Source organism: Mycobacteroides franklinii, from assembly GCF_001853795.1.
Taxonomy (GTDB): Bacteria; Actinomycetota; Actinomycetes; order Mycobacteriales; family Mycobacteriaceae; genus Mycobacterium; species Mycobacterium franklinii.
The window spans coordinates 1,817,095-1,833,159 of sequence record NZ_MLIK01000019.1; the positions used below are offsets into that span (position 1 = coordinate 1,817,095).

General features: G+C 65.5%; 11 protein-coding genes. 4 read left to right on the forward strand and 7 right to left on the reverse strand.

What is annotated here, in order from left to right:
- Positions 1-4: 4 nt before the first annotated feature.
- The 4 genes from BKG76_RS16485 to BKG76_RS16500 form a co-directional block, all read right to left on the reverse strand.
- Entirely contained in the window at positions 5-556 is a 552-nt protein-coding gene (locus tag BKG76_RS16485) for a cutinase family protein (RefSeq protein WP_070939294.1), read from the reverse strand.
- A gap of 132 nt (positions 557-688) precedes the next feature.
- A complete protein-coding gene (locus tag BKG76_RS16490) occupies positions 689-1,678 on the reverse strand; it encodes an alpha/beta fold hydrolase (RefSeq protein WP_070938557.1) in 990 nt (329 codons plus the stop codon).
- Positions 1,679-1,688: 10 nt separating this feature from the next.
- Positions 1,689-2,339: a cutinase family protein gene (locus BKG76_RS16495; RefSeq protein ID WP_070938558.1), complete on the reverse strand. Its 651-nt coding sequence runs from the start codon at positions 2,337-2,339 to the stop codon at positions 1,689-1,691.
- A 1-nt stretch (position 2,340) separates the two neighbouring features.
- Positions 2,341-3,393: an EamA family transporter gene (locus BKG76_RS16500; protein WP_070938559.1), complete on the reverse strand. Its 1,053-nt coding sequence runs from the start codon at positions 3,391-3,393 to the stop codon at positions 2,341-2,343.
- A 72-nt stretch (positions 3,394-3,465) separates the two neighbouring features.
- Here BKG76_RS16500 and BKG76_RS16505 point away from each other — a divergent pair, with 72 nt between their 5' ends.
- A complete protein-coding gene (locus tag BKG76_RS16505; RefSeq protein ID WP_070938560.1) occupies positions 3,466-4,020 on the forward strand; it encodes a CGNR zinc finger domain-containing protein in 555 nt (184 codons plus the stop codon).
- Positions 4,021-4,032: 12 nt separating this feature from the next.
- Here the strand turns inward: BKG76_RS16505 and eccE are convergent, their stop codons facing one another.
- Positions 4,033-5,667, reverse strand: coding sequence for a type VII secretion protein EccE (gene eccE, locus BKG76_RS16510; protein ID WP_070939295.1), 1,635 nt, complete (start codon positions 5,665-5,667; stop codon positions 4,033-4,035).
- Between the two features lie 232 nt (positions 5,668-5,899).
- Here eccE and eccB point away from each other — a divergent pair, with 232 nt between their 5' ends.
- Complete coding sequence (gene eccB / locus BKG76_RS16515) at positions 5,900-7,381, forward strand: type VII secretion protein EccB (protein WP_070938561.1); 1,482 nt, start codon at positions 5,900-5,902, stop codon at positions 7,379-7,381.
- 30 nt (positions 7,382-7,411) lie between these two features.
- Here the strand turns inward: eccB and mycP are convergent, their stop codons facing one another.
- Both mycP and eccD read right to left on the reverse strand, forming a co-directional pair.
- Positions 7,412-8,851 carry a type VII secretion-associated serine protease mycosin gene (gene mycP, locus BKG76_RS16520; protein ID WP_070938562.1) on the reverse strand — a complete coding sequence of 480 codons (1,440 nt, stop codon included), beginning with the start codon at positions 8,849-8,851 and terminating at the stop codon, positions 7,412-7,414.
- Positions 8,848-10,383: a type VII secretion integral membrane protein EccD gene (gene eccD, locus BKG76_RS16525; protein WP_070938563.1), complete on the reverse strand. Its 1,536-nt coding sequence runs from the start codon at positions 10,381-10,383 to the stop codon at positions 8,848-8,850. Before eccD ends, mycP begins: the two co-directional genes overlap by 4 nt.
- Before the next feature lie 268 nt (positions 10,384-10,651).
- Between eccD and eccCa the strand changes: the two genes are divergently transcribed.
- Together eccCa and BKG76_RS16535 are read left to right on the forward strand one after the other, a co-directional pair.
- Positions 10,652-14,635: a type VII secretion protein EccCa gene (eccCa, locus tag BKG76_RS16530; protein ID WP_070938564.1), complete on the forward strand. Its 3,984-nt coding sequence runs from the start codon at positions 10,652-10,654 to the stop codon at positions 14,633-14,635.
- Positions 14,632-16,023 carry a type VII secretion-associated protein gene (locus tag BKG76_RS16535; RefSeq protein ID WP_070938565.1) on the forward strand — a complete coding sequence of 464 codons (1,392 nt, stop codon included), beginning with the start codon at positions 14,632-14,634 and terminating at the stop codon, positions 16,021-16,023. The genes eccCa and BKG76_RS16535 overlap by 4 nt, the downstream gene beginning before the upstream one ends.
- Positions 16,024-16,065 lie beyond the last annotated feature (42 nt).

Consider the following 16,065-nt stretch of genomic DNA (forward strand, 5'->3'; position numbering starts at 1 on the left):
GCTGCTACAGCTTGCCCGCCACGAACGATGCTGCCTGTCCGGGCAGGTTGGTCTGCTCGTAGGTCTGGTGCGCGGTCCACGAGCGGCCGCCTTCCTGGCAGACCGGGTCACCGGGGTTGCACTGGTCGATCCACCGTCCGGCAAGGGGGCCGGTCATCGCGCCTCCGCGGCGGTCGATGTTCCCGAATGTCGCGATTCCCCTGATCCGGCCGGCGACGTCCGGCGGCGGGTTGCCTGCGACGTCATTGACGACGGTTGCGCCCATCGAGTAGCCGCCGATCACGAACTTGGTGTTGGGGCATGACGCCGCGACCTGGCTGAGGTGGTTGCGCAGGTCGTCCGCGCCTTCTCCGGTGGAGAGCAGGCCGGCGCTGTAGTCCACGGCATAGACGTTCATGCTGCCGATCTTGGGCCCGAGCGCATCGACAAACGCTTGGCCCACGCGGCCGAGGCCGGGCGGCTCGTCACGCCCGCGGGCAAACGAGACATCCACGGCGGCACACGGATCGGCTGCTGCGGGTGCGGGCTGCGAAATGGCCACCAGGCTGGTGAACATGAGCAGTGCGGCAAGCAGGTATCCGGGCCGCCGGATGTACGAGACTGCAGGTGAAACAGCACTGTGCGTCGTCACAGGCGAATGCTACGGGTGAGTCAACCTAGTTGTCATATCGGTGCGGTATGGGCCACATCACCTGGGCGGAAGCGAGTCGAGGAACTCAACCATCGCATGGTTGACCGTATCTGGGCGCTCCATTTGCACGAAGTGCCCGGCTCCCTCGATGACCAGGACTGATCTCAGGCCGGGAACGAGATCGGCCATCGCGGTCATCGGGTCGCGGCCGAGCATTTCCAGGACCGGGTCGGCCGAACCGGCGATGAAGGCCACCGGTACACCGATGGGTTTGTCGTGCCGGTCTGCGTTCTGGGCCCACACCAGATCCTCGGCGCGGTACCAGTTGAGGCCGCCGGTGAATCCTGTCCGCGCGAATTCGGCGGCGTAGTAGTCGAGGTCCTGCTCGGAAAGCCAATTCCAGGGCAGGGGAGGAGGACCTGGAAGTACGTCTAGGTAGCGGTTGCGTTTCCCGTCCACCCGCGCCGGATGGTCCCAGCAATCCAGATAGCGGTTGGCTCCGCTGAGGGCGTGGAACAGCGTGGCCAGGAACAGCTTTGGCTGTGCGTCCAGTTCGGATTCGGCCACACCCGGCTCCTGGAAATACTCCAGATGTGTGAAGTGCTGAGAGGCAAGGTAGTTGAAACCGACGCTCGGCGTGACCGGAAGGCGACGGGTCCGTGGTACCGACAGCTGGATGAGCGCACGGACTCGATCCGGAGCCCACGCAGGCATGTCCCACACCAGATGTGCCCCGAAATCGTGCCCGCAGAACACCGCATCTCCGAGATGCAGGGCGTCTAGCAGCCCGACGAGATCCCCGACGGTGGTGGCGCGGTCGTACGCGGTGACATCCCGCGGGGCTGTCGTGCGTCCATAACCGCGCATGTCCGGTGCGATGGCCCGGTACCCGGCCGCGGACAGTGCGGCCAGTTGGTGACGCCAGGTGTACCAGAGGCCGGGAAAGCCATGGCACAGCACCACTGCCGGGCCCTCGCCCTGCTCGACGACATGCATGTCGATTCCATTGACCGACAGCTGATGGTGGGTGAGCTGAGGGGCAGTCACCCGGCCGAGATTAGTTGACCCTGGCGGCTGCGAAATCCGCGGCCTGGTTGATCAGTGCGGGCGGATACGAGGTATGTGATTTCCAGGTCTCGTTGTCTCCGGCCATGCAGACCGGATCGCCGTCATTGCACAGATCCAGCACCCGATCGCCGTACGCGCCGGCCAGATTCTGAACCGGTGCAAAGCGATTGACGATGTTGCCGAACGTCACAATCGCGCGGATGTGGTCACCCACCTCCGGAGGCACCGGGTTGTCGAAGGAGAAGAGGTTGCCGATCTGCACCGGTCCGGGCACTCCCAGTGCGGTGTCGACCACGCCGGCGCCCAGCGAGTAGCCGCCGACCACCAACTTGCTGTCGGGGCAGGCGTTCGCGGTCTGCTGCAGATGTGCGCTGAGATCATTGGCGCCGCCGCCCACATCGGTGTTGGCGTCGTACTGGACGGTGTACACGCCGACATCCTTGACGCGGTTGCGTAGCGCGCTGATGAACGCGTCACCGACATTTCCGGCGCCCGGCGGCTGGGAACGGCCGCGGGCGAACGACACCTCGACGTTGTGGCAGGCCGCGGATGCGGTGGCGGGAATGATGACCGCCAGCCCGGCTGTCAACATGACGGCCGCAACCGAAATAACCGCCGCGCGGGCGGCGGCGGTGAGCAACTTACTGGCTGGGCGTGGATTCGGTTGTAGCGTCACACACCGAGATTACGGATAATTCGCTGTCGTTGCCATGTGATTTCAATCCCGCAGGTAGAGAAGCTGTGAGTCCGGCTGTGCTGGATTCGGGCTCCGAAGGGGTATCTGAACCCCGGTGCGCGAGCACCAGTCCCGCGAGGATGACGGCGGCCCCGGCGTACTGGATGGGCGCAATGGTCTCCCCGAGTAGTGCCCAACCTGCGATTACGGCGCACAGCACCTCGGTGAGGGCGATCAACGACGCATAGCTCGGCTTGAGTCGGCCAATGGCGGCGATACCGGTGAGATAGGCGATGGCGGTGGTAACTACGCCGAGAACAAGAATGGGGATATACACCGGCGCATGCCAGTCGGCGACGTGCACGTCCTGGGTGGAGAAGGTCATCGGCATGATTCCGGTGAGCCCGAAGCCGCCGACGGCGATGGCTCCGACCAGCAGCCCGCTCGTTGTCAGCGTGATGGTTTGCAGCCCTTCGGCCTTGCCGCCCGCACGGTGCGAAGAGATGAAGTAGTACGCGGCGCATACCGCGGCTCCCAGTCCCCACAGGACTCCTACGGGCTCCGCACGAGATCCGCTGAAGATGTTGAGCACCAACAGCATTCCCAACAAGGCGAGGGTTGCGCCGGCGAGCACCCGGGTGTGCGGCCGTTGCCGGGTGTACAACCAGGTCCAGGCGATCACCAAGATGGGGCTCAGAAACTCCAGGAGCATCGCCACCCCGACCGACATGTGCCTGATCGCGCCGAAGTAGCAGAACTGGGCGCCGGCGACGGGGATGATTCCGTAGAGCACAACGACTTTGGCGTGCTTTCGGGCCTCCGAGAACCAGCCGGGCGCCACGATGCAAGCGGCCACGATCATGACCGCGGCGCCGGTCGCCAGGCGCGCGGTGACCACGGCGGTCAGCGACCAGCCCGCCGCCATGAGGGACTTGGCGAACGGGCCGGAAAACCCGAAGGTGGCGGCGGAGACGAGGGCGAGAATCACGCCGGCCCGGAAATTGGCCTTGTCGTTCACCGCACCTCCCGCATGTCATGAGTAAAATCGAATACGGTCATGACGGTATAGGCGAAGGATGTAAGGTGTCAAATGCTTTTCACTCATGACACGGAGCAGGGTTTGCGGTCGGCCGCCGAGCTGATCAACACCGGTCGCAACGACCGGGAACTGCTCCCCGATCTGGCGGCATTGCCGCCGCTGCTGGACCGGTACGGATGGACGGGCAGACGGGACGGGGACGACGCCGAGCTGGCGGCCGTCAAGGCGTTGCGAACCCGGCTGGGAGATATCTGGGCTCATATCAACGACGAGGAGTACGTGGTGCGGCAGGTCAACGCCCTGTTGGCCGATACTCATGCGTCGCCGTGGCTGACCCGGCACGTCGAGGAGCCCGATTGGCACCTGCACATGGCCGCCAGTGATGCGCCGCTAGCGGATCGCCTCGGCGCCGAGACCGCCATGGTGTTCGCTGACCTGGTGCGCACGGGGGAACAGCGGCGCCTGAAAACGTGCGCTGCCCCCGACTGTGATGCCGTCCTGGTTGACCTGTCGCGCAACAGATCCCGGATTTTCTGTGACACCGGCAATTGTGGCAATCGGCAGCATGTCGCCGCCTATCGGGAGCGTCTGCGCGACGAGCCTTAGTGCACGAAAACGCTACTGCGCGAAGGCCTGTATCGGCCGGCCCAGGTAGGCGAGCTCATCGCTCACCGTGACGAGGCGGACCTGGATGGTCTCGGAGCCCGCGGTCAGCAGAATGTGATCGCCGTATCCGTTGGGCTGGTCGATGATGACATCGGGCCGCGCCGGGAGTGCGTCGTACTCGCTGCTGATGATGTGCAGTGCGGTGCAGTTGCTGGGCAACGCGGTCGGCTGCATGCCGTCTACCACCGCCAGGCTGCATCGGGGATCGATAAATCCTGGGCCACTGGCGAATTGGATGCGATTGGCATCGCCGATCGAGGTCACCATGACATCCCACATATGCGGACGGTCGGTGTAGACGACGACGAGCGCTCCGATCGCGACCGCTCGGAGTACCACCTGCTGGCAGACGTACAACTCGGCACGTACCACCACGGTATGTACGCCCTGTCCGGACAGCCGCGCCGCGATGGCGCGGCCCGACATATCGGATCCGATCAGTTGACCGCAGCCCGATGTCGGCAGATGGATGCCGTCGAGTTCCTCGTTGCTCATCTCGATGCTGCGGGTCAGGTACTCCAACCCGATGGCGCCCACCGGAAGTCCGGCGAAGAACGCGTCACGCTGGCTGCCGTTAAGTGAAGTCATTCCGGTAGAGCGACGTACCGGCATCTGTTCGTCGGTGGCCCACCTCACCAGCGCACCCACCGAGGTGCGGCCCTTGGTGGCGGGGCGCAGCCGAACCGTCACGCTGGTTTCCAGCGTCGGACGGGCCCACAATCCGGTCAGGGTGGCATCCGTGATGTACCACGGGTCGATTCCCATGGCCACGTTGTAGGAGTCGATGAGCATGAGCCCACTCCACTCCTCGTGCATGGGCGCGCCCGCGTACTGACGGAGCATCTCGGCGCTGATGCGGTGAATCTGGCCGGCCTGCAAGATGGTGCTGGCGCAATGGGCCGTGGCCAGAGCGCGCCGGACGCGTGCCGTGGCGATGACGGCGCATCTCTCCGCGCCGCGACGGCCGCCCCCGCGGCGGAATACCGCGTCGACGTTCACGCCGGGGTCGAACCGCAGCACCACCCAGACGGTGCGGATGGCGACGGCCGGCAGCGGGCCTACCAGCCGGTCGTATCCACCCCGCAAGACCGTGCCTTGGGCGGTGCGCTGACCGTTGCTGATGACATCGATGCTTTCGAGTTCGATGTCGTTTTGATGCATGCACTCGCGCAGCACGCGCAGCGGCACCAAAGAGTCGGTGGCGCAGTGATCCGGGGTGATGACCGAGGGGTGGCGCTGGGTGGCACTGATTTCCAGGACGGTGATGAGTTTGCCGTTTTCCCAACGGGTCCCGGTCCAGCTGTCCTGGCTGCTGGGGGTGTCGGCGATGCTGCCCGAGCTTCGGTAGGTGCGGCCCGTCAGGTACTTGAACCCGGTAACTGCCCAATGCCTGACGGTCTGGCCACCCCATCGGCCGAGGACGAGTGCCAGTGACACGATGGCGATCAAGAGCGCAGCCCACCACGGCCAGCCGAACAGCAATGAAACCAGGACCGCGGCGAGCACCAGCAACTGCGAGATCACCATGATCTGGATCGGCATCGTCGCCCGGCGCACCTGCTCCGGAGCCGCCCCGCTCGAGGTCACCATTCCCCCTTCTGTCCCGCCATAACAGCGGTGGATATCGCCGCACGACCCGTTCGGTCACCATGGCCACCACCCGGGCCACCACCCGCAACCTATCGTGGTTGCCCAGTATTGCAATAGGCTGCATGGCCGTGTGGCCGGTACGTAGGATCTAACAAGATTTTGGGGCCGGCCTAGAGGCATCGCTTAGGTCGTAGATTCGATTTTCGCAGTATTTCCTGGAGGGGGGACGATGGCGCGACAACCGACAACCCGGCTGCAAGTCAGTGGGTACCGGTTCCTGGTGCGGCGCATGGAGCATGCACTGGTTCGCCGCGACGTCCGAATGATCCACGACCCGATGCGGTCGCAGTCGAGCTCACTCGTGGTCGGCATCGTGCTGGCCACCGTCATGGTTGCGGGTTGCGCGATCTTGGCCTTCTTTCGGCCGAACATGCCGTTGGGTGATCAGCCCATCGTGATGGGCAAGGACACCGGAGCCGTCTACGTCCGGATCCAGGACACACTTCATCCCGCGCTCAACCTGGCCTCCGCACGGTTGATCTCCGGCAACAACGAGAATCCCAAGCCGGTCAAGGATTCGGAGCTTGCCAAGGCGCGCCGCGGCCCGCTGGTCGGGATTCCGGGTGCGCCGGCATCGATTCCGGGGGCCTTGTCGGGTGACGACACCCTCTGGACGGTGTGTGACGTCGCGACGCCTCCGCCGAGCTCCACCGTCACCACCACCGTCATCGCCGGCAAGGTGACCCTGGAGAACGGCAACCAAGAGATGCCGAAGGACCGGTACGCCCTGGTGACCGTGAACAGCCAGATGTACCTGCTCTACGACGGAAAGCGCGCGGCGGTTGACCTGACCAACCCCGCCGTGACCCGCGCGCTGCGCCTGGAAGGCGTGACGCCCAGGCCGATTTCGATGAACGTGCTGAACGCGATTCCCGAGGTGCCGGCCATCGCTCCGCCGCCCATCCCGGACGCCGGGGCGCCGTCGCCCATCACGACCGCGGGTGTTCGGGTGGGGTCGGTCATCAAGATGAGCCGCGCGGATTCCGCCGAGTACTACGTGGTGCTCGCGGGCGGGGTGCAACGCATCAACGAGGTCACCGCGGATCTCATCAGGTTCTCCGACTCGCAGGGCGCACAGGACATCCTGTCCGTCGCGCCCGATGTTATCGCGGGCCACCCAAGCCTCAATTTGCTTGCGGTGCAGACATTTCCGGATCGCGCCGGGAAGATTGTGGACGTCCCGGAGAAGTCGGTGTTATGCAGCAGCTGGAAGCCGGGTCAAGAGAAGACCCAGGAGCATGCCTCCACCAAGCTTTTGATGGGTAGCTCGCTGCCGTTGAAAACCGACCAGGTGCCGGTGGTGTTGGCGCAGGCCGACAAGGAAGGCCCCAACGTCGACACGGCGTACATTCCGCCCGCCCACAGCGCCTTCGTCCGCTCGACCGGCCTGGGTGGGGATACCGGGCGCGCCGAGTCGCTCTACCTCGTCCTCGACACCGGTGTGCGCTTCGGTATCGGGAGCCTGGAGGCCGCGAAGGCCTTGGGGCTCACCGTTGAACCGGTCCCCGCACCGTGGCCCATCGTCGGGCTGCTGCCCCCGGGTCCGCGGTTGAGCAAGGAAGACGCACTCGTCGTGCATGACGGCATGCCGCCCGACAAGACCGGTCTGGCGATCAACCCGTCGACATCGGCCACCCAGGCGCCGTCCTAAACGGCCTCGCCGCCGGTCCCGACTGTCGCGCTACTCCTCTGGGGTTTCCCGGCTCTGCCGGAGCCGGCGAACCGGTGCCAACATCGCCAGGGCGGCAGCGAGAAATGCTGCGCAGACCGCTATTCCGATGAGTGCGACGCGTCGCGGCCGAGGGTCGGGCGGTGCCGGAGCAGGCGGTAGCACCAGCTTCTTGGCCGCGTTGGCCCGCGAGAGGTCGCTGGTGGTGCCCAGGTCATCGCTTACCGCCGCGAGCGCGTCCACCACACCGAAGCCCAGATATGGATCCCAGCCGCCGGGCGGGCGGTGCGCCGTGTTCTTGATGCGATCCATCACCTCGCGCGCACTCAGCTGAGGAAAGCGTGAACGCACCAGCGCGACAACGCCACTGACCACCGGCGCGGAAAAACTGGTGCCCTGAATGGGGACTGGCCCCTGGTCGCCCATGTAGGCGTTGGTCAGCGCGTCACGGTTGGGGTCCAGCGAGACGATGTCCTCGCCGGGAGCGGAGACGTCCACCCAAGGGCCACCGAGGCTGAATTTGGAGGGCTGCCCGTCCGGGCCTATCGAACCCACCGTGAGGACGAGGTCGTTGTACCACGCCGGACTCACGGTCTCCAGGACGGAGTCCCAGTCCGGAGTATTGGGGCGGGCCGGATCGGGCGGGGGATTCTGGCTTTTGCACTGCCCGTCGCCGACGTTTCCGGCGGCGACCACGACGACGACATTCTTGACGTCCACGGCGTACTGCAGTGCGGCGCCCAGCGGCCGATCGTCCAGGAACTGTTTGGCCGAGGCGCATGCCACCTCGGAAATGTTGATGACGGTCGCGCCGAGGTCTGCCGCGGTGCGCACCGCCATCGCCAGGGTGTCCACGTTTCCGACGCCACTGATCTTGGAGGGATCGTCACGATCGCCGCCGCCCTTGTTCTTCACCGCGAACTTGGCACTGGACTGACGAATGCTGATGAGGCTGACATCCGGGGCGATTCCGCTGAATGCGCTTGCTCCGGTGGGATCCGGTGCCGCCGCGATGATTCCGGCGACGATGGTGCCGTGGGCATCACAGTCCTGAGTGCCGTTGCCGCCCTCGAAGACGTAGTCACCGCCGGGGATCACGGGTGGCAGCCGGGGACTGCGGGCCACCCCGGTGTCGATGACGGCGACCGTCTGACCGGCCCCGCGGGAGAGCTGCCAGACCAGCGGCAGGTCGAGTCCGCGTTGTTGCGTGGGGACCTTGTTGAGATCGCGCTTGGGATCGATGCCCGGGAATCGGCACAGTTCCTTCTGCTCGGTGGGCTCGATCGGGGCGGGGGGACGCGGGCCGGGCAGCATGCTCGGGTCGACCGGAAGCGGGGCGAAGGCGTGCGCCGTCGCCAGCATGTGCATCGAACCTGTCGCCAGCTGTGACGACATCGCCAACATCGCAACGGCTCCAGCGGTGGCGATACGGCGGGCCACGCCGAGGCTCATGGCAGGTTCAATCCCCGCACGGCGCTGTACACGCCACACACCCAGACGGCCACCGGAACGATGAGAGACAACGCGATGTATTCAATGATCTCCACGGTACGACGCGCAACGGGTGAGTACTTGCGTGCCGACACCAGGAAACCCAGAGCGATGGCAGATCCGGCCGCGATGGCTGTCAACACGGTGGTGAAGACCGCGCCCGCCGGATATGCGACCGCGACGAACGCGAATGCCGCCACCGGAATGGCGATGCCGCCCAGGTTGATGGCCACCGTCTGCGCCAGGTCGGCATGCGACCGCGCGCGAAGCATCATCGCCAGCGCGATCAATCCGGCCAGCACCACACCACTGAACCGATGCGCACCAGTGGGGTGATGAGCGCCCGCCCCGGAGAAGGTCAGCGCCGCAAGCATGGCGCCCACGGCGGTGACAGCGGATGTTCCGCACACCAATCCGGTCAGCACGGCATGCGCCCGCAGCGCCTTCTCGCGAAGGTCGGGGAGCGGGGGCAGCGCCGTGGCGTCCTCCACGTCGTCGCCCTCGGTATCGAGTCCGTCCAGACCTTCGATGGCTTCGATTGGCGCCGTGGAATGTTCGGGACGAGATGGTGCGCCCTGGGTGGGCACCGGGGGTAGGGGGAGCCGGGCGAGGACCATCGCCACCCGCGGCGAAAGCGCTACCGCACAGATTCCCACCGAGCCGAGCACGGCTCCCAGGCTGTAAATCGGAGGCTCGAACAGCACGTAGCCCAAGGCCGCCGCGAATCCGAGAAATGATGCCGAGGCGACCGCGACCAGTGAGGTCGTGCCGGTGCCGGTCGCGCGCATGGCAAGGATGGACACGACCATCGCCACCATGAGCGCCAACATCGCATGTGGAGCGCCGTACTTTCCGGGCACGAATAGCGCGCCCGCCACCGCCGAAAAGCCGACGGCGCAATGACTCAGCATCACCGAGGCGAGTGAATCGTCGTACACCCTGTTCGCGAACACCGCGGCTGTCATCGCCACCAACGCGATGGCCACCGCGATGATGGGCAGGAGGAGGCCGGGGTTCGTGGCGCCGGCGCGCAACAACGCGGTAGCACCCAGCAAGGCAGACAGTCCACATACCGTCGCGCCGAGAATCCGAGCGGCGTTCCGGCTCCACGGATGAGCCGACACCGTACGGAATGTCGACACCGCGAGGAACACGTCGTCGAACAGCGGGTCCGGCGCCGCGACGTCGGACCGGGTGAGAATCAGCTGATCGCCATCGCGGACCTCGAGTTCCCCCAGGGTGCTGGACATCTGCAGCGGTGGCTGACCAGGCCGGGACAAACGCCAATGCGTTTCCACAGCGTCTTCGGGGCTGGTCAGCTCCGGGACACCGACATGCTGGTTGATGATGTCGACGACCGAGCCGACCAAGAGAGCCAGCGGAACACTCGTCGGCAGCGCCAGGTCTACCTGAGTGCGCTCAGCCTGAATGGAAACGCGGCACAGTTCGAGAACCGCCGAACGTTGCTCGGCGCCCGACTGCGCATGTGTCATGCTGTGCCCCCTGCCTGCCCCCACGATCATTGATCTTTGCGCATGCACACTAGCCGAACGCGACTGAACGCCGCCAGCGGTTCGGTGCATCCGGGCGGGCGTCAACCCGATGACCAGCGGTAGCGGCGATCTTATGGGCGAATTCGTTGCGGCACCGGATATAACGGCCCTATCCTGTAGCCCGCCGTGGGCTGGACGGTAGCGTGGACTCGGTAGATTGCCACGAGATGCGACGCGGGGGAACCGGAGGGCCAGGGGTGAGCACCGAGTGAACACCACAATCTTTATTCGGCGGCCTCGGCTTGCCGTGCCGCGCGTGCCGGGCGGCGAGGTCAATGTGCAGCCGCCACCGGAGATTCCACGGCCGGTGCCGTCACCGATTATCGCCAAGATCATGCCGCTGGTCATGGTGGTGGCAATGGTCGGCATGATCGCCTTTTTCGTCACCTCGGGGAGCTTCGGCGGTGGCGCGGGCGGTGGCATGATGCGCAGCCCGATGTTCATGCTTTTTCCGATCATGATGATGGTCTCGATGGTCAGCATGGTGTCCAACAGCGGGGGCAAGGGCGCCAAGACCAGCGAAATCAACGAGGACCGCAAGGATTACCTGCGGTACCTCGAAGTGGTGCGTAAGAACGTCACCGACACCGGCGGCGCTCAGCGCAAGGCCCTGCTGTGGAACAACCCGGATCCCTCCGCGCTCTGGACGTTGGCCGGCGGCCGCCGCATGTGGGAGCGGCGTCCCGGCGACAGTGACTACTGCCATGTGCGCGTGGGAACCGGCGATCAGCGACTTGCCGCGCAGCTGGTGGCACCCGAGATCGGGCCGGTCGAGGAGCTGGAGCCGGTCGCCTCCGTCGCGCTGCGCCGATTCGTTCGGACTCACTCGCTGGTTCCGGAGCTGCCGATCGCGTTGAACCTGAGAGGTTTTGCGGCCGTCACCATCGACGGTTCGCCCGAGGTGGCGCGAGGCATGTTGCGCGCCATGATCTGCCAGCTCGCGATGTTCCACGGGCCCGATCAATTCCTGGTCGCGGCCGTGGTCAACCGGCATGCTGCACCGCACTGGGACTGGCTCAAATGGCTTCCGCATTCCCAGCATCCGAGTGCCTTCGACGGCGTCGGCTCATCGCGACTGGTCTACCACTCACTCGGTGAGGTGGAGGAGTCGCTGGCATCACTGATCACCGAGCGTGAACGGTTCTCCCGGACCGCGCAGCCCTCGCCCGATCGGCCGCAGATTCTCATCGTCGTCGACAGCGGCACGCTGATCGGTTCCGAACGCCTCATCGTCGACCACGGCATCGACTCGGTGACCCTCGTCGAGATCGGTACCAGGGTCGATCCGCTCGCCGCGCGCCGCGGCATGCAACTGGAGCTGACCGAACGTGGGTTGGGCGCCAAGGGAAACGTCGGGTCCGAGGTCTTCGCCCACCCCGATCACCTCACCATCACCGAGGCGATGGCGTGCGCGCGCCGACTGGCGCCCTACCGGGTGCTGACGGGCAGCGGCGACGAGGTTCAGATCCAGACCGAGGTCAGCACGCGCTGGTCCGACATCGTGGGCATCGGCGATCCTGGGCTGCTCAACCCGGAAGTGGTGTGGCGCAACAGAGTTGGTCGTGACCGGCTGCGAGTTCCGATCGGCATCGCGGTCGACGGCACCCCGATGGAGCTGGATATCAAGGAAGCCGCCGAGAACGGCATGGGGCCGCACGGACTCTGCATCGGCGCGACCGGTTCGGGCAAGTCGGAGTTCCTGCGCACATTGACACTCGGCATGATCGCGACCCATTCGCCGGATGCGCTCAACCTCGTACTCGTCGACTTCAAGGGTGGCGCGACGTTCCTCGGCCTGGACCGAGCGCAGCACGTCGCGGCCATCATCACCAACCTTGCCGAAGAGGCAAACCTGGTGTCCCGCATGAAGGACGCGCTTGCCGGCGAGATGAACCGGCGCCAGGAGCTGTTGCGTGCCGCGGGCAACTTCGCCAATGTGACTGAGTATGAGCGCGCCCGCGCCGCCGGTGCCTCCCTCGCTCCGTTGCCCGCACTCTTCATCATCGTCGACGAGTTCTCCGAATTGCTGAGCCAGCACCCGGATTTTGCGGAGCTGTTCGTGGCGATCGGACGTCTGGGCCGGTCGCTACATGTCCACCTGTTGCTCGCTTCGCAGCGTCTGGATGAGGGTCGTCTACGCGGACTGGAATCGCACCTGTCCTATCGGCTCTGCTTGAAGACTTTCTCTGCCAACGAATCCCGTGCCGCCATCGGCGTGCCGGATGCTTATCATCTGCCCAACACCCCCGGTTCCTGCTACCTCAAAGACGACTCGGGTGAGTTGACGCGATTCCAAACCTCTTACGTGTCTGGCGCGTATGTGCCGTACGGACCGGCGCGCCGGGCCGTGTCCTCCGGCGGCGGGGGTGCGGCGCCGCGCCTCTTCACCGCGGCGCCGGTGGCATTGCAGATGCGTCCCACGGAAGTCGTCGAAGACGATTCACCGGCCGTGTCCGAAGCCACCGGACGATCTGTCATCGACACCATCCTCGATCGTGTTGAGGGACACGGTAATCCGGCACACGAGGTATGGCTGCCGCCGTTGGACGATTCGCCCACTCTCGGCGATCTGATCCCTCGTCATGGCCGCGCGGGTTTCGACGCGGTGGGCAGTTTGACTGTCCCGATCGGCATCGTGGACCGACCGTACGAGCAACGGCGCGACCCCTACATCGTCGATTTGTCCGCCGCCGCGGGCAATGTCGCCATCGTCGGTGCGCCGCAGTCCGGTAAGTCGATGGCTGTGCGCACCTTGGTGACGTCGCTGGCCATTACCCACAGTCCGGCTCAGGTGCAGTTCTACTGCCTGGACTTCGGTGGTGGAACGTTGACCTCGCTGGCCCAACTACCGCATGTCGGTTCGGTGGCCAGCCGATTGGAATCGGATCTGATTCGCCGCACGTTCGCCGAGATGTTGACGATCGTCAGGTCTCGCGAGAACGCTTTCCGCGCATACGGTATCGACTCGATGGCGGAGTACCGGCGACGCAAGGGCGCCGGTGATCCCCAGCTCGCCAGCGATCCGTTCGGAGACGTGTTCTTCATCATCGACGGCTGGTCAACTGTCCGTCAGGAGTTCGAGGCTCTCGAGCCGCAGGTCACCGCACTCGCGGCCCAGGGGCTCGGTTTCGGTGTGCACACGGTCGTGACGGCATCGCGCTGGGCGGAAATCCGTCCGGCCCTGAAGGACCAGATCGGTACGCGTGTCGAGCTTCGCCTCGGTGATCCGCTGGACTCGGACTTCGACCGCAAGCTGGCACAACTTGTTCCGGATGGCAGGCCGGGCCGCGGTATCACCCGCGACCGCCGGCACATGCTCATCGGGCTGCCGCGTGTCGACAGCGTCTCGTCGAATCAAGACCTCGGTGATGCCATCGCCGCTGCCGCCGCGAGCATGCGCCAGCGCAGCTCGGCGGAAGCTCCGCAGGTGCGTATGTTGCCGCACAAGATCGATTACGCCGCGCTAGTTCCGCAGGCGCCGCAAAACGATCAGCCCAACCTGCGGATCCTCGTGGGCATCAACGAGTCCGAGCTGGCTCCGATGTTCCTGGAGTTTGGCGAGCAGCCGCACATGATGATCTTCGGCGACAGCGAGTGCGGTAAGACCGGCCTCTTGCGCACCATGTGCCGCGAGATCGTCCGCACCACCACCCCGCAGCAGGTGCAACTCTTCATCGTCGACTACCGCCGCACCTTGCTCGGTGTGGTCGAGACCGAACACCTTGCCAAGTACGCGATGTCGAGCAACACCTTGGTCGATGAGGTGCCGGCGCTGATCGAGTTGCTCAAGTCGCGTATGCCGGGACCCGATGTGACACAACAGGAGTTGCGTGACAGGTCCTGGTGGTCCGGCCCCGAGATCTACATCTTGGTCGACGACTACGACCTAGTGGCGCTGGCCAGCGGAAACCCGCTGCTGCCGTTGGCGGAATACCTGCCGCACTCGAAGGACATCGGCCTGCACGTCGTCATCGCGCGCCGCACCAGTGGCGCTTCCCGGGCGATGTTCGAGCCGATGATGGCGCGCATGAAGGATCTCTCCTGCATCGGCCTGCAGATGAGCGGTAACAAGGACGAGGGCGTGCTGCTGGGCACGGTTCGGCCGAGCGAGCAGCCGCCGGGCCGGGGAACGCTGGTCATGCGTTCGGGTGGTCAGCAGCTGGTTCAAGTCGCGTGGAGCGATCCGCAGTGACTCTCGATCGCGACCCGCAGACTGGGCCGCGGGTAGCGATCGAAGTGACCGAAACCGCCGTCCGGGCGCGAACCGAGGGTGGTGTTCGAGAGGCCGGGCGCTCCGATGTCCGATCGGCGGTGGCCGCGCTCGACGATGAGATGGCCCTGCTGCCCGGTCGGGTGGTCCCGTCCCGCGCCCTGTGGGCGGCGTTGTTCGAGTCGCTGCTGACCGATCGGAATGCGCCGATCCGTCTCGATTCGATGGTGCTGATCCATCCGACGGCGTGGGGCCCGGGACGGCGCACCTTGTTGTCCAGTGCCGCGCGCATGACGGCGGCGACGTTGACCGTGCGGTCGCGGGCCTTTGCACTGGCCGAGCGCGGTGTGCGCGCCGATTTGTCCGGCCGCTCGTTGGTGGTGGTGGAAGTGTCGGCGAACGAGGTCGCGGTCATCGTGGTGGGGCACGGTTCCGACGGTGAGCCGGCGTCAACGGTTCGTCATCTCGAAGACCGGTCCTGGGAGACCAAAAGCGCAGCCGAGGTTGCGCGTGCGGTAGGGCGCGCTGTCGAGCAGGTGGTCCGAGATGAGCGACCCGGCGTCGCCGCGATTCTCGTCGATTCCGCCGACAAGGATTTGGGCGAGGCGATTGTCGACGCGATCGATCGGATCGGCCTGACTCCCGGGGTTTCGCAGGTGACCGCGGATTCGGTGTTCCGCGATATGAGTCAAGCGCCCCGTGGTTCGGCATTCATCGACCAGGTTGTTGACGAGCCTGCCGTGGCCAGAGTGTCCGAATGGATGCCCGCGGCGCCTGCACGATCTGCCCCACGGCTCCCGAGGTGGTGGCCGGCAGCCGCGATGGGTCTGGCTGCGGCGATTGTGGTGACGGGTGTGGTGTTGACCGTGGCGTCCACGCGGGAGCGGCAATCAGACCCATCGCGGCAGCCGGCGGCGCCCACGATGGCGACTTCGCTGCTGGTGGAGGGGCGCGTGCAACTCATGGTGCCCGCCGAGTGGGCGGTGCGACGGATACCCGCAGGTGGCGCCGGGTCGGCGCGGGTTGAGGTGATATCACCGGAGAATCCTGAGGCGATAGTGCACGTGACTCAGGTGCGGGTGAAGCCGACGGAGACGCTGGCGGCGACGGCCGAGACGTTGCGCGCTGCTATGGAGAAGGAGCCGCCGGGATCATTCACCGATTTCACCGCCGACGACAGGAAGATGGACCGTCCGGCGGTCACCTACACCGAGGTTCGGGAGGGCCATGACATCGCGTGGACGGTACTTCTGGACGGTGACCTGCGGATAGGCGTTGGCTGCCAGTCTGAGAAAGGTAGCTATGTTGATGTTCAACAGGCCTGTGAACTAGCAATTCGGACGGCTCATGCGGTAAAGTCCGGTAGCTAGCAAGATTGCTGAAAAAAACTTCAAAAAAGATGGAACCGATCT